26 protein-coding genes are annotated in these 23,520 nt (G+C 46.4%); 18 read left to right on the top strand and 8 right to left on the bottom strand.

Going from position 1 to position 23,520, the window contains the following annotated elements; all coding sequences use genetic code 11:
* Positions 1-24: 24 nt before the first annotated feature.
* From mltG to OM95_RS08440, 5 genes are read right to left on the bottom strand one after another with little or no spacing between them, the layout of a single operon-like run.
* Entirely contained in the window at positions 25-1,107 is a 1,083-nt protein-coding gene (gene mltG, locus OM95_RS08420; RefSeq protein WP_041872546.1) for an endolytic transglycosylase MltG, read from the bottom strand.
* A complete protein-coding gene (locus tag OM95_RS08425) occupies positions 1,107-2,624 on the bottom strand; it encodes a succinylglutamate-semialdehyde dehydrogenase (protein WP_041872548.1) in 1,518 nt (505 codons plus the stop codon). Before OM95_RS08425 ends, mltG begins: the two co-directional genes overlap by 1 nt.
* A gap of 3 nt (positions 2,625-2,627) precedes the next feature.
* The gene (locus tag OM95_RS08430) at positions 2,628-3,656 is read right to left on the bottom strand and encodes an arginine N-succinyltransferase (protein ID WP_041872551.1); all 1,029 of its coding nucleotides are present in this window, start codon (positions 3,654-3,656) and stop codon (positions 2,628-2,630) included.
* Positions 3,653-4,999 carry a M20/M25/M40 family metallo-hydrolase gene (locus tag OM95_RS08435; RefSeq protein ID WP_041872553.1) on the bottom strand — a complete coding sequence of 449 codons (1,347 nt, stop codon included), beginning with the start codon at positions 4,997-4,999 and terminating at the stop codon, positions 3,653-3,655. The genes OM95_RS08430 and OM95_RS08435 overlap by 4 nt, the downstream gene beginning before the upstream one ends.
* The gene (locus OM95_RS08440; protein ID WP_041872555.1) at positions 5,000-6,376 is read right to left on the bottom strand and encodes an aminotransferase class III-fold pyridoxal phosphate-dependent enzyme; all 1,377 of its coding nucleotides are present in this window, start codon (positions 6,374-6,376) and stop codon (positions 5,000-5,002) included.
* A gap of 136 nt (positions 6,377-6,512) precedes the next feature.
* Between OM95_RS08440 and OM95_RS08445 the strand changes: the two genes are divergently transcribed.
* From OM95_RS08445 to OM95_RS08530, 18 genes are all read left to right on the top strand, one after another.
* Positions 6,513-7,298 carry a tetratricopeptide repeat protein gene (locus OM95_RS08445; RefSeq protein ID WP_041872558.1) on the top strand — a complete coding sequence of 262 codons (786 nt, stop codon included), beginning with the start codon at positions 6,513-6,515 and terminating at the stop codon, positions 7,296-7,298.
* A gap of 34 nt (positions 7,299-7,332) precedes the next feature.
* Positions 7,333-8,073, top strand: a complete 741-nt coding sequence (locus tag OM95_RS08450) for an outer membrane protein assembly factor BamD (RefSeq protein ID WP_041872561.1) — start codon at positions 7,333-7,335, stop codon at positions 8,071-8,073.
* Positions 8,073-8,795 (top strand): DUF6584 family protein, encoded by a 723-nt coding sequence (locus OM95_RS08455; RefSeq protein WP_041872564.1) that lies wholly within the window; start codon positions 8,073-8,075, stop codon positions 8,793-8,795. The genes OM95_RS08450 and OM95_RS08455 overlap by 1 nt, the downstream gene beginning before the upstream one ends.
* A gap of 12 nt (positions 8,796-8,807) precedes the next feature.
* Positions 8,808-9,326, top strand: a complete 519-nt coding sequence (hpt, locus tag OM95_RS08460) for a hypoxanthine phosphoribosyltransferase (protein ID WP_041872566.1) — start codon at positions 8,808-8,810, stop codon at positions 9,324-9,326.
* Positions 9,327-9,603: 277 nt separating this feature from the next.
* A complete protein-coding gene (locus tag OM95_RS08465) occupies positions 9,604-11,088 on the top strand; it encodes a methyl-accepting chemotaxis protein (protein WP_041872568.1) in 1,485 nt (494 codons plus the stop codon).
* A gap of 16 nt (positions 11,089-11,104) precedes the next feature.
* Complete coding sequence (locus OM95_RS08470; protein WP_041872571.1) at positions 11,105-11,410, top strand: hypothetical protein; 306 nt, start codon at positions 11,105-11,107, stop codon at positions 11,408-11,410.
* 263 nt (positions 11,411-11,673) lie between these two features.
* Positions 11,674-11,856 carry a Flp1 family type IVb pilin gene (locus OM95_RS08475; protein WP_041872573.1) on the top strand — a complete coding sequence of 61 codons (183 nt, stop codon included), beginning with the start codon at positions 11,674-11,676 and terminating at the stop codon, positions 11,854-11,856.
* 27 nt (positions 11,857-11,883) lie between these two features.
* Positions 11,884-12,075, top strand: a complete 192-nt coding sequence (locus OM95_RS08480) for a hypothetical protein (protein ID WP_041872575.1) — start codon at positions 11,884-11,886, stop codon at positions 12,073-12,075.
* Positions 12,072-12,329, top strand: coding sequence for a hypothetical protein (locus tag OM95_RS08485; protein ID WP_041872577.1), 258 nt, complete (start codon positions 12,072-12,074; stop codon positions 12,327-12,329). Before OM95_RS08480 ends, OM95_RS08485 begins: the two co-directional genes overlap by 4 nt.
* 12 nt (positions 12,330-12,341) lie before the next feature.
* On the top strand, positions 12,342-12,986 hold the full coding sequence (locus tag OM95_RS08490; RefSeq protein ID WP_291515903.1) for a hypothetical protein: 645 nt from the start codon (positions 12,342-12,344) through the stop codon (positions 12,984-12,986).
* Positions 12,980-13,456: a hypothetical protein gene (locus OM95_RS08495; RefSeq protein WP_041872578.1), complete on the top strand. Its 477-nt coding sequence runs from the start codon at positions 12,980-12,982 to the stop codon at positions 13,454-13,456. Before OM95_RS08490 ends, OM95_RS08495 begins: the two co-directional genes overlap by 7 nt.
* Before the next feature lie 13 nt (positions 13,457-13,469).
* A complete protein-coding gene (gene cpaB / locus OM95_RS08500; RefSeq protein WP_041872582.1) occupies positions 13,470-14,381 on the top strand; it encodes a Flp pilus assembly protein CpaB in 912 nt (303 codons plus the stop codon).
* 30 nt (positions 14,382-14,411) lie between these two features.
* The gene (locus tag OM95_RS08505) at positions 14,412-15,941 is read left to right on the top strand and encodes a BON domain-containing protein (RefSeq protein ID WP_041872585.1); all 1,530 of its coding nucleotides are present in this window, start codon (positions 14,412-14,414) and stop codon (positions 15,939-15,941) included.
* 53 nt (positions 15,942-15,994) lie between these two features.
* On the top strand, positions 15,995-18,211 hold the full coding sequence (locus tag OM95_RS08510) for an ATPase, T2SS/T4P/T4SS family (protein ID WP_041872588.1): 2,217 nt from the start codon (positions 15,995-15,997) through the stop codon (positions 18,209-18,211).
* Between the two features lie 3 nt (positions 18,212-18,214).
* Positions 18,215-19,090, top strand: coding sequence for a type II secretion system F family protein (locus OM95_RS08515; protein ID WP_041872591.1), 876 nt, complete (start codon positions 18,215-18,217; stop codon positions 19,088-19,090).
* Positions 19,091-19,121: 31 nt separating this feature from the next.
* Positions 19,122-20,774, top strand: coding sequence for a DUF6531 domain-containing protein (locus OM95_RS08520; RefSeq protein WP_041872594.1), 1,653 nt, complete (start codon positions 19,122-19,124; stop codon positions 20,772-20,774).
* 16 nt (positions 20,775-20,790) lie between these two features.
* The gene (locus tag OM95_RS08525; protein ID WP_041872597.1) at positions 20,791-21,084 is read left to right on the top strand and encodes a hypothetical protein; all 294 of its coding nucleotides are present in this window, start codon (positions 20,791-20,793) and stop codon (positions 21,082-21,084) included.
* 189 nt (positions 21,085-21,273) lie between these two features.
* The gene (locus tag OM95_RS08530; RefSeq protein ID WP_041872600.1) at positions 21,274-21,468 is read left to right on the top strand and encodes a hypothetical protein; all 195 of its coding nucleotides are present in this window, start codon (positions 21,274-21,276) and stop codon (positions 21,466-21,468) included.
* Between the two features lie 76 nt (positions 21,469-21,544).
* Here the strand turns inward: OM95_RS08530 and OM95_RS08535 are convergent, their stop codons facing one another.
* From OM95_RS08535 to OM95_RS08545, 3 genes are read right to left on the bottom strand one after another with little or no spacing between them, the layout of a single operon-like run.
* Positions 21,545-21,805, bottom strand: a complete 261-nt coding sequence (locus OM95_RS08535) for a hypothetical protein (protein ID WP_041872603.1) — start codon at positions 21,803-21,805, stop codon at positions 21,545-21,547.
* The gene (locus OM95_RS08540) at positions 21,792-22,184 is read right to left on the bottom strand and encodes a response regulator (RefSeq protein ID WP_041872606.1); all 393 of its coding nucleotides are present in this window, start codon (positions 22,182-22,184) and stop codon (positions 21,792-21,794) included. The genes OM95_RS08535 and OM95_RS08540 overlap by 14 nt, the downstream gene beginning before the upstream one ends.
* A gap of 44 nt (positions 22,185-22,228) precedes the next feature.
* Positions 22,229-23,446 carry a hypothetical protein gene (locus OM95_RS08545; protein ID WP_041872609.1) on the bottom strand — a complete coding sequence of 406 codons (1,218 nt, stop codon included), beginning with the start codon at positions 23,444-23,446 and terminating at the stop codon, positions 22,229-22,231.
* Positions 23,447-23,520 lie beyond the last annotated feature (74 nt).

Raw genomic sequence — 23,520 nt, forward strand, 5'->3', positions numbered from 1 at the left:
ATGAGTCATTCTTTAAAACTAAGATTAGTTTTTGGCCGGATTCAGCTCTCGTTTTTTCAAATCTCTCCAAGATTTTCCTTCGCGAGCTTTTCGGTCTAATTGAAATTTTTGAACGGCCGCAGAGTGCCCCTTATAATCGGAAGAAAATACATGTGTGCCATCATTCTGGCTCACGAAGAAAAGATAGTCGCTAGTTTCAGGCCTCACCGCCGCCAACAAGGCCTCTCGGCCTGGGTTGGCAATTGGCCCCGGGGGCAATCCATAAATCACATAAGTATTATATCGCGTCGGCGTGGTCAGATCAGCTCGCGTGATGTTAATTTCGATTTTACCTGTGCGCTCGGCTTTGCCATAAATCACCGTTGGGTCCGTCTGCAAACGCATCTTTTTCAACAAGCGATTGTGGAACACCGAGGAAATCAACGGGCGTTCTTCAGGTGCCCCCGTCTCTTTTTCGATGATACTTGCTAAGGTCACGACTTGATGGCGCTTCCAACCCATCGTTGTCGCTAACGGCAAAACCTCTTCATATACATAAAGGAATCTTTTGACCATGTTGGTGATAAGTGCACGGGCGTCCGTGTACTTTGTCAGCATATAGGTCTCTGGAAAAAGATAACCTTCCAAACTTTCCTGGCTTTCGCTTAAAAGACTTTTTACAAAAGCAGGATCGCGAATTAAAGCCATGAATTCGGCGGCTGTGCCGAAACCCTGCTTTTCATAAAGATCGGCAATTTCGTAAGTGCTCAGTCCTTCACTGACGGTGAAGCTGCGAGCGATGCTTTTGCCGGAAGTGATCGTCGCCAAAACTTCTGCGGGTCGCATATTCGTGCGCAGAAGATACTCGCCGACCTTCAATTTTGAGCGATCTCCTTTGAAACGCGCATAGATTGAAAAGAATAATCCATTGCGAACAATGCCCTTTCTTTCCAGATCGTTAGCAATTGTATTAAAGCCCGAGCCCTGACTGACCTCGTAGACAACATCTGAAGGTGTCGTGCTTGGGGGCGTATTCAAAAAATCATAGCTGACATAGGCCAGACCGCCACCGAGGGCGATCATCAAAGCCACCATCGCCAAACTGAAAACCAGAATTGTTTTTTTCATTATCTCATATCCAAATTCATACCCGGCAAAACTTTTGTCGGATCAAACGCCGTAGGGTCCTCAAGACTGGCTACCGGCATCGTGCAGTATTGAATTGCGAAGTGCGCTGAAGGTCTGTCGTTCCCCGACTTGCCAAAACCACCGAATGGCAAACGCGAACTCGCCCCATTTGTGGTGCGATTCCAGTTCAACAATCCGACTCGCGCCTTAAACAAAGCGTCTTCATAAAGAGCCTTGTCTTTCGTAAATAGCGCCATCACCAGGCCGTAGCCGATAGAGTTCACGATTTCCATGGCATGATTCCAGTCGTCGGTCTGATAAATCGCGACGTTCGGTCCGAAAATTTCGCTTTTTTGATAAACACTGTTAGCGTCAAACTTCTTCACTAAATGAATACTTGGAGTCACGTAATAACCCTTATGCTTCAAATCCAAAAGCTTGCCACGCATCAGGCTTTCCGCATTTTCGCGATTGGCAATCTCTTGGAAACGCACATACTTTTCCACCGCGGCGGCGTTGATCAAAGGGCCCATGAAAGTATTTTCTTTCCAGTGTCCGATCGTCAGCTTTTTTGCCGCTTGATAGAATCTTTCGGTAAACTCCTCGGCGATTTTGGGATGAAGAACGATGCGGCTGGTACAAGAACAACGCTGACCGGCCGTCATGTAGGCTCCAACCAAGCTTTCATAAACCGCTTTATCAAGATCCGCATCTTCCCAAACTACGGTCGCATTTTTGCCGCCCATTTCAAGAGCTAAAATTTTCCAGTAATGCGTCAGGGTTTCCTGTTTAATTTTTAAACCGACCTCATAAGAGCCCGTGAAAAGAATGCCGTCGACGTGCTCATTCGCGACTAAACGTCCTCCAGAAGCTCCATCACCTTGCACCAGATTGAAAACACCTGGCGGGAACTGCGCCTTTTCAAACATCTCGGCCATAAACTGGCCCACTGCCGGAGTTTGCTCAGAAGGCTTAAAGACAACCGTATTCCCGGCAATAAGCGCAGGAACTATGTGACCATTTGGCAAGTGCGCCGGGAAGTTAAAAGGACCAACAACCGCCATGACCCCACGCGAACGGTAACGGATCACCCCTTCGACCTGAGGAAGAGCGTTCGGAATTCTTTCTTCGGCAATGAGTGCCAATGAGTGATTCAAAGTAATATCGATTTTAGAACCCAAAGCCTTCGCTTCTGTCATCGCTTCCCAAGCAGGTTTTCCCGTATCGCGAGAGATAATCTGAGCCATTTGTTCGGCATGCGCATCAAACAATTCTTTCAGGCGCATTAAATAGCTTTTTCTTTCATTCATCGAAAGCATCGCCCAAGCCGGGTAAGCTTTCTTTGCCGCCACACAAGCTTCATCAATGTGGTCGTGCTTAAATGGCACGGTCATCACAAGATCGTTTAAATCGGAAGGACTGATATCTTTAAACTCTCCATCACCTTTCGTCACCGGGACGAAGCGGTTATTGATAAAATCACCTTTGTATTTCACTTCAAATAGGGTGGTGTTCATTTTCTATTTCCCTCTGTTATAATTAAATGGAGCTGCATAAACTTCTTCGCCGATGTCGACACCTAAAAGCTGTCGTGAGATCGGCGCAATGGCTATTTCGTCACCACGGATATCGACCGAAGCCAGGCAGGCTTTGAAGTCATCGCTGGTTGTAGCCACAAGGTTCTGTTCTTTATAAGAAGCATCTTTAAATTCAGTCACTTTTAAACGTCGACCATATTTAATGGGCAGAATTTCTTCAGTACTTGCGCCATAATGAGGACCGCCATCAAATGGATCCACTTCGTCCAAATAGTTAAAACCTATACTTTCCAAAAGATGCTGCGCAGGTTTCGTCGCCTCGCCGACGCGACCCAAAACCAAGCGTGCCTTGGCATCCAGTAATGCCAGATAGATGTCGTCCTGTGGGAAAAGACTTTCAATAAATTCCTTGTGCGACTGACTTAACAGATCGGCTTCCTGGTAGGGAAGACCGGTGAAGCGGCGACCCAATGCCTCCCAGAACTCGCTGCGACCTTCATCCGTCAAAGGAGGCGTCAGTTCACACAGAACACGATCTTCGAATCGATCCCGATGCAGCCCCATGTACAGGAAACGCGAAAGACTGATTTGTTTCCCTAGTTTTTCCGGACGACGACGATAGGTTTTATCGACAAGAAGTCCTCCGATTTCTGTTGGGCCATCAAAGTCCAACTGAAAGCGCAAAACTTGATGAATAAAGCCGATTCCTAAATCCTGAGAAAAATGATCACGCTTCAAAATTTTAAAAAAGCTGTGAGGAACTTCTTCAGATCCATGCTTGGCGATGACAAGTGAACTGCCGACCACAAGCTTTTCTTCGACGTCTTCGACTACGAATAGGTATTCCGCTTTATTTTTTGGCAATTTTCCCGCAAAAGATTCCTGGCTGCGTTCGATCTTTTCCCCAATGACTTTTTTGTCGCCAGGCAGATTCAGAAGATTAAACTGTTTCGCCAGGTCCACCAGTTGACCCAAGTCATCATACTGCACGGGCCGAATTATAAAACTCATACACAAAACCTTTCGATGACCCTTTTATAAAAACCGATGGCTTTATCAAGATCCTCCAAAGCCACATGTTCTTGTGTCGTGTGGACATTGCCTTCCCGTTTGCCGGGGCCAAAGCACACACAGTCGACTCCGATACGCGAAAAAATACTGGCTTCGTTCGTCGAAGCTTGCGTGATGGGACGGTCACTCAACCCCATCGCTCGAAGTTCATCCAAGCACCCCTTTACCAAAATGGAATTCACTTCAGTCCGAAAGGGTTTTTTATAATCATTCACACGAAAACTGGCGCCATTATGCTCACATACTTTGCGCAGACGATCCATCCAGCCCTCATAAATTTCATGCGTGATGACCGGCGGAATACGACAAGTCCCCGAAATCTGAACATCGTCTTCATTCGTTCTTATCAAGCCAATGTTCAAAGTGGGAGTACTTGGGTGAAAATCATTGTCTTTGTAATCCAAGAACTCAAGTTCAAGCTCTTTGACCGCGCGATAAATGTTAGAAATCTTTTTAGAGATCGGATTTTTGATCATAGTAACCATGTCGATCTCTAAAAAGGCATGGCTGGGGATGGTGTTAAAATTATTGCCACCATCCATCTCCATGATGTTCACCGTATCGGGAAGCATCATAAGATACTCTAACATTTTGGTAATAGCGCTTTCACCCAAATGCGGCGTCGACGAGTGCGCGGCTTTTCCACGAAACAGCTTTGACTGCGTCGAGGTACTTTCGCGCAGATTGTGCTCTTGACGATAGTGCATTTCTTCGTCAGAAAACGGCACACGGATTTCCACGCTGGCATAACCTTTCGCCGCGTTAATCACCTGAAGATCACTCGGCTCACCGATCAAAGCCATTTTGGCGGCGATCTTGTTTTTGCGAATCAGCTTAAGTGCGCCTTGCATGCCGGATTCTTCACCAAAAGTGCCAACAAGCACTGGCGGCAGACTCCAGCTTTTCTGATTTACGAAAGAAGCCATCGCTTCCAGCTTACACAAGAAGTCCAACTTCACATCAGCCGCACCAAGGCCATAAATTTTTCCCTCGATGATGTGCGCGTCGAAGGGATTGGCGCCCGTCTCTGTCCACAACGAAAAAGGTCCCGGATCGACGGTGTCTAAATGCGTTTGCAAAAGGAATTCGGCATCGGGCCTTTCCGCAAAGGGACGAGCGATAACGTTTACCTGAAGCAAGTCGCCGACAATTTCTTCTTGTTCTTCAACATGTAAACCTTTTTGGCGACAAAAAGCAGCCACCCACTTAGCAAGATCTCTATTGCCATGAGTGGGTGTGCTATCGATTGCAATCAGTTGGCGACAAGCTTCGATAAAGTCCAACTAGACTCCTTCAAGCAAAGTCTTTTCAATCATCTGCAGGGCGATGTCGATATCCGCATCCTGAATGATTGCAGGAATCAAGAAGCGCGCGCGCACAGGATCTTTACCGCATGGGAAGGCAATAACACCGTTCGCATAAAGCTTGTTCAGGAAGGCGTTGACCGTTTCTTTCTTTCCATCTAGCGGTGTGAAAGCAACCATCAATCCCATTCCACCAGCATCTTGTGCGATGCCTTTGCAAGTGGTTTCGTTCAAACGATTGATACCATCAATGAAGCGGCGGTGAATCTGGTTGATGCGACCATCTGGACCCAAGTAGCCTTCGGCCAACATGTCTAACATTTCCATGCCGACAGATAGAGACGGTGTCGAGCCCGAGAATGTTCCCGCGATAAGACCCGGCTTCGGATTGTATTCTTCTGTGTAAATTGTCGCACCGACTTGCGCTGTTTTCGCAATGGTACAGATGTCGATGTATTGACCAATATCCAAAGTTTCAAATGCAAAATATTCACCGGTACGAGTGAATGTCTGCACTTCATCCGCCCAGATGGCGATATTTTTCGACTTACAGAACTCAAGAAGCGGAACAAAGAAGTCACGAGGAGCCGCTTGATATCCGCCTTCTCCCAACATCGGTTCAAAACCAAAAACAGAGATATTACCTTCATGTTTTGCTACGTGTTCTTTCATCGCATTCAGCGCCTTTTCACCAGAACGCGGATCGCGTTTGTCATAGAAGGGCACACGAAGAACTTCATTGTATTCCGGCAGACCTTGTTTGTAAGCGGGATTGTCAGTGACCTCCGCCATCATTGTGGACCGGCCCGCAAAGGCGTCCTTAAAGCCCATTACAAATCGGGCCGGAGAATTTTTTTGACGAGAAAGTTTCAAGGCATTTTCATTCGCCATCGTACCGCAAGTCGCAATCCACGCATATTTCATGCGGCTTTTTTTGCTGGCAATTTTCACAAGTTTTTCAGTGAAGAGACGGTACTCGTTATTCGGCTGAAGATTTCCTTGGGTCAAAATATCCGCCAAAGAACCGCGAACCGCAGCGGCCATCACTCGCGGATTGGCATGACCCATCAAGTGAATACCGATTCCATTGATAAGATCCAATTTCACGCTGCCGTCTTCAAGCTCAACATAGGGACCGCGTCCCGCACCCGTGCCCATATAGGGATAGTGCAAAGGTCGACCACGGAATTGTCCGGCAAGATCAAATTTTTGTTTTCCAGCATCTTTGAATTCTTCCATCGGCGCGCGAATGCCAGTCAATTGTGCGTTCAATTTTGTGACTTCACTCACAAGATCATGAACCATGGTTTTCACTTTTTCGGATTGTTGTATTTGATGACCTACAAGAGAACTCATAATACCTTTCGTGACAATCGGCCCTGTCAGACTGTCCTTTGTTATTGAAATGCCCAATTAGAATACTCCCGGGCCCAGACTAAGACAAGACACGTGGTAGACACGGAAAGACTTTTATCTGTAAACTGAGAAGGCTATGGCGAATTTAAAAAAGCTCTCTGTGTTCTTTCTGTCACTCATTTTGCCCGCTCTGTGTCTTGCGCAAACGGGCACTTCCGCAGAGTTGTTTCAACAAGGAACTCAATCCTATCTTGCGAAAGATTACGCGAAAGCCCACGAATCTTTCTCGCGTGCCCTAGACCAAGATCCCAATAACGCCGTCGTATTGACGAATCTGGCTTTAACGGAGTTTCAACTTGGAAAGAAACCACTCGCGGTCGGTCTTCTACGAAAAGCGTTGGCGTCAGACCCTGAACTATCGACAGCAGAAGCGGGACTGAAATTTGTTCTGTCACAACTTGGTGTTAAAGAAGTCCCGCGCCAAATTCAGACTTACGAATCTGTGCGCGCAAAGTTAATTCAACCCGTTCCTCTTTCGGCCTATTTGATCTTGTCCGCTCTCACATTCTTTGCTGCGGGATGGACATTGATTTCTTATGGTGGGCGTCGAAAAAAAGCGATGCAGGAAGAAGCGGCGGCCCCAAGCTTTCCCCTGGTCAGCACATTTTTGACCCTGAGTTTTGTGATATTTACAGGCCTTTTGGCGCTGAAAGTCTATGATTCCACGATTTTACGAGGAACCATCATCACTGAAAAAGTCTCTTTGCAAACTGCGCCCGGGGACAATCAAGTCGCCATTCTCGAACTATTTGGCGGCATGGAAGTGGTCGCCCGTCAAACTCAGGGTGATTGGGTGCAAGTCACCTATCCCGGATCACTTACGGGTTGGATTAAAAAAGACGCTGTGCTGATGACGCGTTGACAGCAGGACCTGGACCAAAATATGATTTACTTCTATGTTAAAAACGCTCCGAGTCATAACTATCGTCGCGGCCTTGGGACTTCTAGTTTCAGGCTGTTCAACTACTGAGAAAAACTCCGACACGCCGGACGGAGCCTTTGCTATCGCCCAGGAATATGACGAAGGCGAGCGCTACGAAGAAGCTATCCGTCGTTATACGGAAGTTAAAAATAAGTTCCCTTACAGCAACTTCGCAACTAAAGCGGAATTAGCAATAGCTGACGTTTACTTCAAGCAAGAATCCTACGCAGAAGCTCAGGTTGCATACCAAATGTTCAAAGAGCTGCACCCCACGGTTCCTCAATCCGACTATGTGCAGTTCCGCATTGGAATGAGCTATTACAATCAACTGCCTTCAAGCATTGATCGTGATTTAACTTTGGCAAATGATGCGATCCTCAATCTGTCGGATCTTATTAAGAAATATCCGAACTCTCAATATGCTAACGAAGCCAAAGAAAAGCGTAGCGCCGCCATCAAAATGCTGGCCGAAAAAGAAGAATATATTGCGGATTTTTATTTCAAACGCAAAATTTTCGACAGCGCGCTTTCCCGCTATGAGGGCCTTTACAATAACTATCGCAATTTGGGATTCGACGCGAAAGCGCTTTCCCGCGCTGCGATTTGTGCGGCAAAGATTGGTGATTCTGCCAAAGCAAAAAAATATCAGGCCCTGTTAGCCAAAGACTTCCCTGATAGCAAAGAATTTAAAGCCGCAACGAAGGAGATCGAGTGATGAATGCTCTTCACGACGATATGCTTTCTGAAGCCCGTGGGTACTTCATCAACGGGAACTACAAAATGGCCGAGCCTATTTTGAATCAGATGCTTTTGCAAAACACTCGTAATCCTGAAGTTTATCAAATGTTGGCGACCATTTTTTACGATAAGGGTCAGTTCAGCAAAGCGATCAAAACCTTCAGACGGGCTTTAGAAATTGATCCGACATATACCGATGCCAGCGTTGGCCTTTCAATTATTTTAAACGATCTTGGCAAGTACGATGAAGGGAAGCAGGTTTTTTTAGATGCCCAAGTGCAACTAGAAAAGAAATCCGGCAAACAAGATCCCTTCGTTGACGAAAAACTTGCCTCCAAACACGAAGAACTCGCGGACCTTTATTATCAGTACAAACGCTATAATGAAGCCCTTGAACAACTTCTTAAGGCGCAAAAACTTTCCAGCAGAAAAGCGGAAGTCACGATGCGCATCGCAGAGGTCCATGTTCAATTGGGCCAGCATGATCGCGCCATCAAAGACTTAAAAGCACTGATTCGCGAGTATCCGCACTTAATTCCAGCTCGCCTAAAGCTTGGTGCTATATATTACAATTCAAACAATATTGCTGAAGCCACCGAACAGTGGGAGAATATTCTTATTCGGGATCCGCAACACCCCGAAGCCTTGCGCTATTTGAAAATGGCACAAGCAGCTGGCATCACTTCAATCGATTTGTAACCGAGGCATGAAATGGCACAATTAAAAGAACAGATGGTTCCCTTCCTTACTAGTGACGAAATCGCAGAGCTGGTTGAAAGCTTAGCTCAACAAATTGAAAGCGATTACGATGGAAAGGATGTGGTTTTCATCTGTCCTCTTCGTGGCTCCGTCCATTTCACCGCAGACCTTATGCGCAAAGTGGACCTTCCTCAACAGGTGGACTTCGTTCACGTTCAGGCTGTTGAAAGAGGTGGCGCGATTAAGATCGTCAAAGACATCTCTGTGAACATCGCCGGAAAACACGTTTTGATTGTTGAGGAAATTATCGATACGGGTCGTACATTGAGCTTCCTGAGAAGCCGCCTTTTTGCTTCAGCACCAGCTTCTTTGAAGATCGTCACGCTTTTAGATAAACCTGCACGCCGCGAATTGCCAATCAAGGCAGACTATATCGGAAAAACTATCGATGATCGCTATGTTGTTGGATATGGAATGGATTCCGAAGAAGTCGGAAGAAATTATCCTGATATCTATACAATGAAGAACTAAGAAACTGCGACGTTTACTAGAAACAAAATCACGACGCAAAAGGCATAAAGAAACACTAGTTGTTTTGGCATGCTGAGAATCTCCCGTTAAAGTCAATCTAATGAGTCTTAAGACCTTCGTCAATAGGGACACCCCAACGAAGGTCTTAAAAACTAAACAAGTTTCACTAATAGATAAGTCTATTCTACCTCGCATTCCTTCTGAAAAGGCTCTTTTGTAATCCTTAGGACTTTTTATTTGGCGGCTGTCCTCCGACAAAATTGCCGGAGGGTTTCCCATGAACCACATCTCTTTAAGAAGCCGATTCCTTTTTGTGACCGGATTGTTACTTCTGATTGCCCTAGTAACAAATATTCTGTCTCTGGATCGACTGCGTAACCAAAATCGAGTCACCAATGAGATCGGTGAAATATGGCTTCCCGCCGTCAGCAAGTCAGCCGATATCAATCTTAACTTAGTGAACTATCGCAAACTTGAATACAATCTGCTGGCGACTCAGAGCACGGATGAAAGAAAACTCGTTCTTGAAGAAATGGATAGCTTGCTTGGCAATATCACTATCTATTCCAAAGTTCTGGACCCTTTATTAACGACGGATGAGCTTCGCAAGTCTTACGATTTGTTCTTAACGGCCTGGGACGAATATCAGGCGGAAAGCGAAAAATTCAAAGAAGCCATCGACAAGGAAAAACATACCGAAGCCGAACAGATCCTGGCTGGCAGCTCTCAGAAAGCTTTTACACAGGCCTATGATGCCCTGAAAAAGCTTTCCGACGATAGCTACATGGTCGGAGTCCAAAATGCCGAAAATGTGGCTAAAACATTTAAAGTTACAATGTATACACTGATTTCCGTTGTCGGTCTGTGCATTCTCTTAGGAATTTCTGCGGCCATCTGGAACATCCGAAAAATCCAATCCTCTTTGAAAAGTGTCGCCGAAGGTTTAGAAACCAGCGCGGAAACAATTCGCTCTCGAGCGACGGAACTTGTCGACTCGAGCGACCAGATTTCTTCCAACTCAACCTCGACGGCCGCTTCTCTTGAAGAAATCGTCGCCTCGATGGAACAACTGACTGCCACAGTTCGCCAAAACTCACTGAACTCGGGTCAGGCGGCGGAAATCTCTAAAGAGGGGCAAAACACCGTTCAACAAGGACAGATAAAGATTCAGGAACTTATTCAAGTAATGAGCGAGATTTCCAAAAGCTCGTCAAAAATTGCGGAGATTCTGAATCTGATCGACGATATTGCGTTTCAAACAAATTTATTGGCGCTTAACGCTGCCGTGGAAGCCGCACGCGCCGGAGAACAAGGCAAAGGATTCGCAGTCGTAGCCGACGCCGTTCGCGCTTTAGCGCAAAAAAGCGCTGATGCAGCCAAGGAAATTGGCGGCTTAATCAATGAGGCCACTGACAAAAGTAAAACGGGTGTAACTTTAGCCGGCGAAAGTGAAGAGTCGTTAAATGCCATCGTCACTAATTCCCACAAAGTTGCTGAACTGATTCAAACCGTGGCGCAAGGGTCCCACGAACAATCCCAGGGAATTGAGCAAATGAACAAGGCCTTGTCGACGATCGATCGCAGTTTACAAACTGTCGCCACCTCGATGGGTTCGGTATCAACATCCTCTGAAGAAATGCAAAAGCAGTCCGAGGAACTTCATCGCATGATGAAAGAGCTGCACATTCTTGTCGGTCAAAAAATTAATAATGAAAATGAAGCAAAACAAAATGCCGCGGAAAAAGACTTTTCCGCCGCCTAATTTCAAAGGAGAACAAATGAAAAAAACCGCTTTGGTAGCAGCCTTGTTACTGATGAGCTCTATGTCTTATGCTGGCGACTGTGTCATCAGCATCGATCGCAAGGCATGTCCCGGCAAAGAGACAGAGGCTTTTAAACCCTACAATGGCAAAAACCCTACTGACGAAACAAAGAAGTTGGATTCGGCTGAAGCTTGCGCAAAATGGGCTGAAAAAAGTGCTAAGATTGTGCGCAAAGGAACTTTGACAGAAAAAAAGGTGACGGGAAAATTTGACGGCGCCGATTTGGGCAAAAACTTCTCAGACAAAGTAGATTGCAAATAATTTTTTGGGGGCTTTCCGCTTGGGAAATGCCCCTTTATCCCCGCTCAAAGTCCTGTGAAAAGTTTAAACATTCCGACTTAAGTCCTAAGCGAAACTCAGCCAAAACCCCGCTGTCCAAAACTTTTCCAATTTCTTTTATTTTCAGTTTTTTTGAAATTTCCATACATTCCCGAATTGAGACATGTTTCCAGGACCGTTTTGTCGTGCTCCCTCTAAAGAGAATCCCAAAATTAGCCGATATTAATGGAAAGGGGGGAACATCCATGAAGAAGTTTAAAAACTTTTCGAAAAATCTTTTAAAGAACAAACAAGGTCAAGGTGCGACCGAGTACATCCTATTGCTTGTGGTTGTCGTGGCACTTGTTGTTATGTTCAAAGATAAGATCAGAACAACTATGGAAGAAAAAATCGGTAACCTATCTAATTCAATCATGTCGGTTGAATAGTTAGTCCGCGTTTAATCGGGAGATTAAATGACCGTTGAGTATGTCCTGTTACTATTCTGCGTGTTCTTCTTTGGGCTGAAAGCTTTCTTATCAGCCCCAGGGAATGCATTTCGCAATTCGGGCCCGATGTTAGGCGCTCGGATCGAACAGCAGCTTGCAACAGGCGACGGATTCAAACCGCAAGGTGGTAACCACGTACAATGGGCAGGTGACAATTGAAACACGCTCCTCTTCGTAACAGAAAAGGTCAGTTTGTAATTGAAGCCGTTCTTTTAATGGTTGTCGGTGTGGGTTTTTTCATTTGGGGAACCAATCAGCTGCGCGAAGGCAAGATCCTGGCAAAACTGATCGGCGGTCCCTGGGAAAAAGTATCCGGAATGATTGAGTCGGGAGTCTGGGAAACGCCGGATAAGGCGCGCACCTCTCACCCCAATCAATACGATCGCTCACTGACTATTGATCCAAACGGTTAGGGAAAAACGAGAATGAAGGCATTCCAAAGAATACTTAAGCCAGTGCAGAATGAAAGCGGATTGATTTCCGCTGAGTTCATTTTTGCCCTCGTGTTGTGCGCAGGCATGTGCATTATTCTTTTTGCCCTCAACTTCACGCTTTCAATGGCTGAAATCGCTCAGTATATCGCTTTTTCCGCGGCAAGAGCACACGCTGCCAGCCATGTTGATCCAACAAAACAGCAGCAACTTGCCAAAGATAAGTTCAATGAACTTATTAATAATCCGACACTGAAGCCGCTCTTCAACAGCTCCGGCGAAAGCAACTGGTTCAAACTAGGTGCTTTGGATGTCCGAAGTGGTTTGGATGGCAGTGACTTTAGTTCCGACTATAAATACACCGAGGATCGCGTTCCTCAGACCGGTGTACGCTTTGACTTTGAAACGCGCATTTTAAACATGAAAATTGCCTTTCTAGGTTCGACCGCTGAAGACCCCGACAAAGGCTTTTCAGCGAAAGTAACAGGTCTTTTGATTCGTGAGCCCACGCAAAAGGAATGCTGGGAACAACAAATCAAGCCTCGTTACACCAACATTCTAAATCTCGACTCACGCTACAAGGTGTTGGGCGGCGTCGGAGAGAACCAATACACACCAATGGAGGACAACGGATGTTAAAGAAACAACGTCGCCCTTCAACTCTCAATAACGAAAAAGGCATGGCGGTCTTTGAAATGATCCCTATTATCGTCGTTATTGTTTTGTTTTTAAATTTTTCATTGGGCTTTTTCGGAGCGATACATACAGGTATTCTGAATTCCATCGCCGCACGCAACTACGCCTTCGAAACTTTTCGCCATCGCGCCAACTTAACATATTTTAGAAACTCGGACTTTAATTTTAAAGGCATCGGAATGCGCTTCCATGGAACGACTTCCGAAAAAGTTAGTGGCGAAAAGTGGATTGCCTCCACACGCCTAATTGATTTTATGAATTTTGATACTCGCGCAACGGTGTTTGACAGCAAGAGTGATCACGAAAAAACCAGAGGCCTTGGCGACGGAAGAAATCAATCTGTTGGCGCCAACCCTATCTGGATTAAGACGGCCTATGGCATCTGTTTGGATGCCAAGTGTGGCGGCTCATAGAAAGTAGGACGTGATGGGATCTAACGAAACTCGAAATCTTTGGCTTTCGATTGCAGCAGGGGTGTTTGCCACCTTCTTGCTGTATAGCTATTCGCAAGAAAAGAAAGCGGAGTACGACAAGCGTTACGGTACAACAAAACGTGTTGTGGTCGCCAAAGAAGATATTGCAGAAATGCAAACCATCTACGACACGATGGTGGAAACCAAAGAGTTACCAGCAGACTTTATCCAGCCTGATGCCATCACAATTCCTGATGAAATCATTGGTAACGTGGCTGCGGTACCGATTCGTAAAGGTCAAATGGTTGTGAAAAACAACTTGCTGACTCCGGGCCCAGACACGGGAATCGCCTTGCAAGTCGCACCCAGCAAACGTGCGGTGGCAATTCCGGTCGACGAAGTTCGTGGGGTTGCCAAATTAATTCGCCCCGGGGACCGAGTGGATATCTTTGCCGCTGTTGATAGTGGTAAAGGTGTGAACCAACGTCGTGAAGTTTTCACAATGCTTTCGGACGTCGTTGTTTTGGCAACGGGAGTCAGTGTTATGAACAATATTCCCCGTATGTTCGAGTTAGACTCGACAGGAAAAAACTTAACGCAAATCGCTTTAACAGGCGACACGAAGTATACAACTATCACGGTGGAAGCAACACCGAAAGAAGCCCAGGATCTGTTCTACATTTTATCAACAGCTCCAGGGAATATTTTCTTTGCTTTAAGAAATCCGAACGACAGAACCGTTCCTCCGCGCATGCCAAGTTCGACGGCGGAATCTGTCGCAGGGAAACCAGTGGTGTCCATGGATACTCCGGCACAGGCTCCTCCTATAGCAGTGCCGCAAAGACCTGTTTACACGCCACCAGTACAACAAAGAACTGCGCCTCCGTCAGAAAGACCGCGCACCAACGGATTTCAAACATTGTAGATGGGTCACAGGGGAACGAAGGGGGAACATATGAGACGAAATTTAATGACCGCAGGACTCCTGTTAAGTCTCTTCGTTGGGCCGTTAGCAGAGGCTCAGGAAGAACTTATTGCGGAACCCTCGTCAGCGGTTGCTGATGAAGGCACCGGTGTGTATCGTTCTCGTAAGTTCATCAATCTAACATTGGGTATCGAACAAGACGAAAAGCTTCCGCCCCTTCCCGATAGTATTGAGTTTAAAGGTGACTTCCGCCGTGTGGTCACGGCCGCTTACGCCAAAGACCTGAATGTTATTCGCTTCGCTCCGAAAGCGGAAGGTTTTGCGACATTGACCATTCACGATAAACGCAATGGCAAGGTTGTGGCTGAATTCCGAATTGACGTTAAGAAAAGTAAACTCGATAAAGTCGTTCGCGAAATGCGCGCGCTTTTAGGCGACATTGAAGGTATCAATATCAAGATCGTGAACAACAAAGTGGTTGTGGATGGTCAGATTCTTTTACCAAAAGATCTTGCTCGCATCTTCAACGTTGTAAAACAATTCGGCGATCAAGCTTCGTCTTTAGTCACCCTTAGTCCTTTGGCGCAAAAGAAAATCGCCGAATTCATCGCACGTGACATTAATAACCCGGAAATCGAAGTTCGTGCCGTGAATGACAAAATCATTCTGCAAGGCTGGGCGAACAGCGACGAAGAGGCCAAACGAGCTGAAATCATCGCGAAGACCTATCTTCCCGACATCGTGATCGATGCCGCCGAAGACGGTGGTCCGATCAAAAAACGTCGTCCTTTGAATGATGGCGTGATCAACCTTATTCAGATCAAAGAGGCCGCACCACGTCCTCCGGCAAAAATGATTCAGATGGTGATCCACTATGTAGAGCTGAACAAAGACTATTCAAAAGCCTTTAAGTTTCAATTCACGCCTGAATTGGGCGATAATTCACAATTGACCTTCCAAACTGGTGGCGACAGCCCTGGTGGAGTTATCGCGTCGATCACGGGAACAGTTTCAAATCTGTTACCGAAATTGAATTGGGCGAAACAACATGGACATGCCCGTGTTTTGGAAAGCACCAGCTTGATCGTCGAAGACGGTAAAAAAGGTGAAATCAAACAAGTCACGGACCAGCCTTACCCGGTGATCGGCAAAGACGGAACTCAAGGAACAGCCTTTGCGTCCGTGGGTATCGTAACGGCCATCACGCCTTCGCTTTTGGGTGAAAAATCCGGCAGTGTTAAAATGGATATGAGCTTCGAAGTCAGCAGCTTATTGGGTAATACACCGATGGGTGCACCGATTGTGAGTAAAAACCAAATGTCCAGTACGGTGACTGTGCGTGACCGTCAAAGTGCTGCCGTGGGTGGTCTGATCCGAAACTCCACTTCCACAGGCTACAATCGTCCAGCTGGACAAAAGAACCCGATCATCAGCCTTTATGCATCTAAAGACTTCATCAAGCAACAAAGCCAGTTCGTGGTCTTTGTAACACCCATTGTGAAAACTTCTGCAAGCTCGGGCGCTGAGCAAATTAAGAAGAAGTTCCGTTTACGCGACTAAGATCTCGTAAACGGACCTCCCATTCCAGCCGATAAAGGAACTGGAGGTCTGCATTGGCTATTAATCCGAATTGTAATCTCATCGCAGTGGTTGGCGGTAAAGGCGGCGTTGGTAAGTCGGTCTTTGCAGCTAACTTTGCTTGCACGCTCATGAATGAACTCCGCTCTCAGGTTCTTCTGATCGATGCCGACAGCAAAAGTGTCGGCGATCAAAACGTCATTATGGGGATTAAGCCTCAGAAGACTTTAAAAGAGCTCGCAAGTTTTCAGGGTTCTTTAAATTCTCAACCGATGAACTCGTTGGTAACCATGCACCAATCCGGTCTTGCCTATGTTGGTGCGGTCCGTGGGCCTGAAGAATCTCTTTCTATCTCTCCAGATCTTCTGGGCAAGCTATTGGAATTTTTCTCTCGCGCATTTAAATTTGTCGTCGTCGACGTCGGCACTGATTTGGGCCCGGCCCAAATGGCTGTTTTGCAGGAAGCCACTGCAATTATGATCGTGACCAGCCCTGAAGTTCTTGTAGTCACACAAACACAACGTCTCATCAACGAACTTCTTTCAGCAACATTGCCGAAAGATATGTTCCAACTAGTGATTAATAAGGCGTCTCCGACAGGTCTGTCTCCGCAGACGATCTCGAATCAATTGCAGTTGCCCTTCCTGGGAATTATTCCGCAGGACGAAGCCACTACAATGATGGCTTTACAAAAATACACTCCTTTCGTTCTGGCAGCTCCTAAAGCCCCGATCACGGCCGCCTACTATGATGTGGCTCGAAAACTCAGTGGCGGCATCCTACAAAGACTTAAATCGATTGCTCGTCCGAAACCAGCTCCGGCGGCAGACCCAGGCGCCACCGCGGGAGGAGCCGCTTTGCCAGTCAATGGCATGGACCCGCGCACCCTTCTGAAAATTCGCGTGCACAACGAGTTGATCAGAACCGTCGATCTTAAAAAACTTCTTCTGGACACCAAGCAAGACGAAGGCAAAGAAAAAGAGATTCGCGAAAAGACCAAGCGAGAAATCACGCTGATTGTCGATCGCGAAGCGCCTGATACCGCCCGTGAAGAACGCTCTAAAATCATCAAAGAGGTTTTGGAAGAAGCTTTGGGACTGGGTCCCTTGGAAGATCTGCTCGCTGACGCAGATGTGTCCGAGATTATGGTTAATGGCTATAGAAAAATCTTTATTGAAAAAAGTGGTAAGGTTCAGCTCAGTCCTGTGACTTTTACTTCCAATGATCATCTTCGTCGCATCATCGAACGAATCGTGACGCCGTTAGGTCGTCAGATCAATGACTCCACTCCGTACGTGGATGCGCGTTTAAAAGATGGTTCGCGTGTGAATGCCGTGATTGAGCCCTTGGCGATTGACGGTCCAGCTTTGACAATTCGTAAATTTAAAAAAGGTGGTATCACTCCGGAAAAGTATATCAACTACGGAAGTGTCACCAAGAACATGATCGACTTTCTGCGTATCTGTGTCGAGAACGGTTTGAATGTGGTTATCTCAGGTGGTACCGGTTCCGGTAAAACCTCACTTCTTAATATGCTGTCCTCCTTCATTCCATCTAATGAGCGTGTTATCACCGTCGAGGACGCGGCCGAGCTGCAGCTGCAACAGGAACACGTCGTTCGTTTGGAAACACGGCCGCCTTCAATGGAAGGATCAAACGCCGTCAGCATTCGTGATTTGATCAAAAATGCCCTGCGTATGCGTCCTGACCGCATCATCGTCGGTGAGTGCCGTGACGGCGCTGCTTTGGATATGTTGCAGGCCATGAACACGGGTCACGATGGTTCGATGACAACGACTCACGCAAACAGCCCGCGCGAGTGTATTGCACGTCTAGAAACTCTTTGTATGATGTCTGGAATGGAATTGCCAGTTCGTGCGATTCGCGAACAGATTTCTGGCGCCGTGAACTTAATTGTGCAGATCTCCCGTCTGTCCGATGGTAGCCGTAAGATCCTAAGTATCACTGAGGTTGCGGGCATGCAGGGTGATGTGGTGACTTTGGCGGAAATCTTCCGCTTCAAAGAAACCGGTTACGATAAGAACAGAAAAATTCAAGGTGTCTTCCAGGCAACTGGTACGATTCCAAGTTTTATCCAAAAATTGAGCGACAAGGGCGTCGTGATTCCTCGCGAGATCTTTGCCAACGATCCTGCGGCGAACAACCCAGGCACTCCGGCCGCTCAGAAACCACCTATCGCAGCAGCGATGCCCAAAATGCCCGGCGTCGCTCCGGTAAAGAAATCAGGATAGTGTATGAGTTTCCTGTTTAACGAATGGATTATGATTCCCTTATTTGGTGTGTGTGTGTTCACCATTGTTATTCTTTGGGCGGACAAAGCCATCGACTGGCTTCACAAAAGAAGTTTAGGCCAAAGAGATGAAGTGATCCGCCTTCTGCGTTTAATGGGAAATGAAGTGGACGAAAAGAAGATCACCATCATGATCCTACTTATGAGCTTCGGCGTCGGCGCTTTGGCGTTCCTGGCGCTATGGCCCAGCGTTTTGATGGGATTTATCTTCGGAGCTTCTTTAACCGTCGCCGGATGGCAGCTTCCTCTTTTGCTAGTAAGAATGACTTATGAGCAGCGCTGCTCTCGTTTTACCGACCAGATGGTGGACGGCCTGACTATTATGGCCAACGGCATTAAAGCCGGCTCCAACCCTCAAGAATCCATGAAGCGCGTGGTAGAGATCATGGGAAATCCTATCAGTCAGGAATTCGCACAAGTTCTATATCAAATGCAAGTGGGTGATAGTTTTGAAAGCGCCTTGAATGATCTGGGCACACGTATTCCACGCCCCGACGTACAAATGTTTGTTACTGCCATCAACATTCTAAAAGAAACCGGTGGTAACTTGGCAGAAACTTTCCAGACTATTGTCTTAACGATTCGAGAAAGACAAAAAGTTGAGAAAAAAATTCAAGCATTGACCGCGCAAGGTCTCATGCAAGGGGTTATCGTCACTCTGATTCCGTTCATTTTGATGGGCGTCTTTTTCATGGTGGACCCCGGTTTCATCAAGCCTATGTTTAACACAACCCTAGGTCTAGTGTTGCTATTCGTGATGCTAGCGTTGCAAGTAATTGGTGGCGTAGTAATCAAAAAACTTGTTACCATTAAAGTGTAGTTTGTCAGTTTCAAGGAAGAGGTAAATTATAATGAAGAAAGCAGTTTTGGCGTTCGCTTTTCTTTTTTCAGCACAAGCTTTTGCGCTTGTGGATATGAAAAATGCCAACTATTCCAATACATGGATTGATATGGATGTTCCCGGAAGTGGTTATGATCTTAAGATCGTTCGCACTTACAACAGCCGTTCACTATTCAATGGTATGTTCGGATTTGGCTGGTGTTCTGATTTTGAAACTTCCATGGAAGTAAATGCTGAAGGTAACATCAAAGTAAAAGAGTGCGGCGGCGGTCTGGAAGTCACTTTCTCTCCCCGCGAAGTCACTCGCAAAGATGTTGAAAGTACCATCGCCCAAATCATCACGCGCATGAAGGCTGAAAAGAAAGTCGGATTGACGGAAACGGCTTTGAATAATTTGAAAACTCAACTGCTTGAAGACGACAATGCTCGCTCTGAATATGCAGCTCAATATGGCATCAAAGTTCCGGTCAAAGAAGGCACTAAGTTTTATGCCAACGGTCGCGAGGTTGAGCATTTTATCTTCAATAAAACTTATTACACACGCAATCTTCCCGATGGCAGCGCTCAGCGCTTCAGCCCTCAGGGAAAACTGACACACATTTACGATAAAAATGGCAACTACCTGAAGTTTGACTACGACAAAGATGTTATCGCTACAATCCAGGACAACAATGGTCGCCGCTTGGGATTCAAGTATTTCCAAAATAAGAAAGTTAAAACGATCACAGGACCGAATGGTTTGATGGCAGAATATAAATTTGCCAACCTAGATGATCTGGCTTCCGTGAAGAATGCCTGGTTGAAAACTTACACTTATGAATACGATGAACTTCACAATCTGACAAAGGCCACTTGGCCGGACAAAACATTCGTATCCATCAAGTATGACAAAAAGAACGACTGGGTTGTCGCTTTCGCTGATCGTGACAAATGTATCGAGTCTTATAAATACGAATCCTCTACAAACGATCCTAAGAATCACTATTGGTCGACGGTTAAAAAGACTTGCGGCAAAGAAGTGATGGCTGACAACAAGTACGAATTCTGGCATCAACAACGCGCAGACGGTCAGTACTTCCTGCAACGTGTGATGACGACTGTCAGCGGAAACGTCACGGATATCACTTACCACGAAGTTTTCGGCAAACCTGTTTCTATCCGTAGAAATGCCGATCGTATTTCTTATGAGTACTATCCGGACGGACTTGTAAAAGTAAAGGCGGCGCCCAATGTGCGCATGGCTTTTGAGTATGACCCGAAAATCAAAAAGGTCAGCTCAGTCACCAGCACCTTCTTTAACGAAAAAGGGGCCAAAGTAGCCACCAAAGCCACTCAGTTTAAATACGATGGCAAGGGGAACCTTTCTTACGCTCAGAATAGCGATGGTCAAAAAATCAATATGACTTACGATAATCGTGGTCGTATTGCAACGATCACAGACCAGGCAAAAAAGGTGGTAAAAATCGAATACGAAGAACGCTATGGCAAGCCTTCGATCGTGACTCGCCCAGGCCTAGGAACAATCGTGGTTAGCTATAAACCCAATGGCGAAATCAACAAAGTAGACAGCAAAGAAGGTCCTTCCGTCGCAATGCAAGTTGCTAGTACCTTTAATAACTTGTTAGATATCATTGCCCCTGCAACCGCGGAATTGTATCTATAAAGGAGTAGGTGATTATATGAAAAGACTTTTGGCCTTATCTATTTTGTTAGCTGCTCTAGGTACATCTTTCGTTGCCACCTCTTCTTTCGCTCAAGAAGACGCAGGACGCACGGTCAATCCCGGAGACGATCCCAATGAAGCTAAAAGCACCAAGCCATTAGAGGCTGATGTTGCTTCAACGGGTATCTGTCCCGAGTGTACGGCGCGAATGAAGCACACTCGCCTTAATGACGACACGACTTACAGACCTAAGGGAACAGCCGCTCCAGGCGCCACAGGTTCTGGCTCACCTGCTGAAGGTAATAGATAGACTGTCTAATCTATTATCATCCGGTGAACATAAAAGGGCTTTGGTATCCAAAGCCCTTTTTATTTCTTCCTATCCCTGCCTTATTTGATTCTGCCGTCTCAGTTTGAGACATCTTTACTGGCACAACCAGTGCATTAAAGCTTCTTTGAGTAGGTTTTATTTTTTGATACTCGTGATAAGGAGTTTTCTATGAAGAAGATGTTCGGATCTATTATTGCGCTTTCTATTATTGCATCAGCGTCTATGTCTGTTGCCGGGACATCTGCGGTATGCAATCACCAAACGAAAAGCGGTCGCTTTGCATCCACGAACCCGGAAAAAGTAAGAGTGGCTAAGTCGACGGCCAAAGCTGGAGCTGAAGCAGCAGCATCCGGCCAGAAGTAATCTGCAATCTGAAATTGCCCCCAAAAGGAAGAGTGTCTATCCCCCCTTGGATGCTCTTCCTTTCCCTTTTTAACGGCTAACGAACAGCCTTTTCGTGCGCGCCTTCTTGAAACCCATCCACTGTACTTGCGACACCGTCTTTAAGCGTACGGCCCAAGTTGCGAATTGCCATCGCGCCACCTGCCGCTGCACTTTGTACATATTCTGAAACTGTGGATCTTTGCAGCCAACGGAATGAATGATATTCGATCGAAGCGCCGCCGATTTTGACCTGCATAAGCATGACCAAAAGCATTGTGAAGCATAAGCACTTGATAACAAACTTAAGTTCTTCCATGAGTGGATTCTCCCTGGTGCGGTAAAACTTTGGAAATCGCCTCTAATATTTGTTCTTTGGTAAACGGCTTAGTGACATAGGCATCAAACCCCGCCTCGTAGGCTTTCTGCACGTAGGCCTCTTGATCGATCGTTGAACAGCCAATCATTTTTATTTCAGGATGAAGTTCTTTGATGGCTTTTGCCGTTTCAATGCCATTTCTTAAGGGCATAACCATGTCTAAAAAAATCACTTCCGGCAGGGTGGATTGAACAAGAGAGATGGCTTCATCACCATTTGAGGCCTCACCGACGAAGACACCGCCGGCAGAAGTCACAATGTTCTTCACCAACTCACGTAAAAAAGCGGCATCGTCGATAACAGCAAAACGTATCTTCATACCGCTTCAGTATAGATTTTAGTTCGAGCTTTGGTGAGTGGATTTTAGTGACCCCAACGATAGCCCAGGGAAAACATATACAGCGAGTTGGTCACACTGACATTAGAAGGCGTCGCACCCGTACCTGGGTCGGGCACCCCTGCGGCGCCATCAAAGACATTTCTTTCCGCACTAACACCCAAATTCCAGATCATCTGACCTTCTCGCGAGAACTTCCACTCGCCGCCAGCATCAAGACCAATACGAATACTTTCCTCTGAAGACCCAGAGCTCAGGTTGACACCCGTGGTAGATTCCGAATGTTGCAGACGTGGAAAGAAGGTTCCTCCGACCACCCAGGAATAGTTCAAAGACGTAGGGATGCGAGCTTTGAGCCCCACACCCAGTCCCGATGTTTTAAGCCGGGCACGAGACGTGTTGTCGCTAGGCACATTCATCTTGCTTTCATTGAATAGGACTGAAAATTCGACGGAGCTTGATTTACGAGAAACACCAAAGAACTTTCTGAAGTTAAAACCCAAATCCAAATATTCGTATTTGGCAGGGATTCTTGAGCTATCCACAATTGAATCCACATCCGCCGCCAAGGAAAACATAATTTGTCCACTCACACCAATTCGGGGAGTGAACCACACATTAGTTTTCAGTTTCAGCGCATTGAAGAAGCTTTGATAATCACGGAACGAGTAATTTGACTGAGAGTCGTTGTACACGACAACAGGTGTGACATCCAACTCCACTTTATTGTTACGAATGTCATCAGGATGAATTTGCTCGCGATAAAAATCATAGATACGGTCCGCACGGCTCGAAAACAGGCTTTCTGCGTGTTCAGACAAGGTGGGCTCCTGGACGTCTGCCTCTACAGGCAGTTCCTTAACAGGAATAGCTGGGTGAGCCGAAGCAGGACTAGACGTTCCCCCTAGCGGAGCCGTCAATAAAGCTGCCTTTTCCTGGGCTGCTTTTGCCTCTGCCAGCTTCTTTTCTTCCTCTTTGCGTGCGGCTTCAGCCTTTGCCTGCTGAGCGGCCTCTTCCGCTTTTCTTTCAGCTTCCAATTCACTTTCTTTCAGAGTTCTGACCTTAATGCCATCAGAATCTGTCACTACGGGCGCAGCTTCCGCCTCGGAAGCTGGTTTGCGCGAAGTTTTTTTGCGAACCTCATAACGTCCAGAAGCAAAACCTTCAAGACCTGTCTGCGCATGAGAAATTTCCGCAGAAGCGAGGAAGGAAATAATAGTGACGATTGAAACGAAGATTTTCATAGGAAATTATTCGGCTCTCGGTCCGAATTACTTGACGTCAAATTGACGAGTTTTCAGAGGCAGTGCAGAATAAA

The organism is Bdellovibrio sp. ArHS, assembly GCF_000786105.1.
Taxonomy (GTDB): Bacteria; Bdellovibrionota; Bdellovibrionia; order Bdellovibrionales; family Bdellovibrionaceae; genus Bdellovibrio.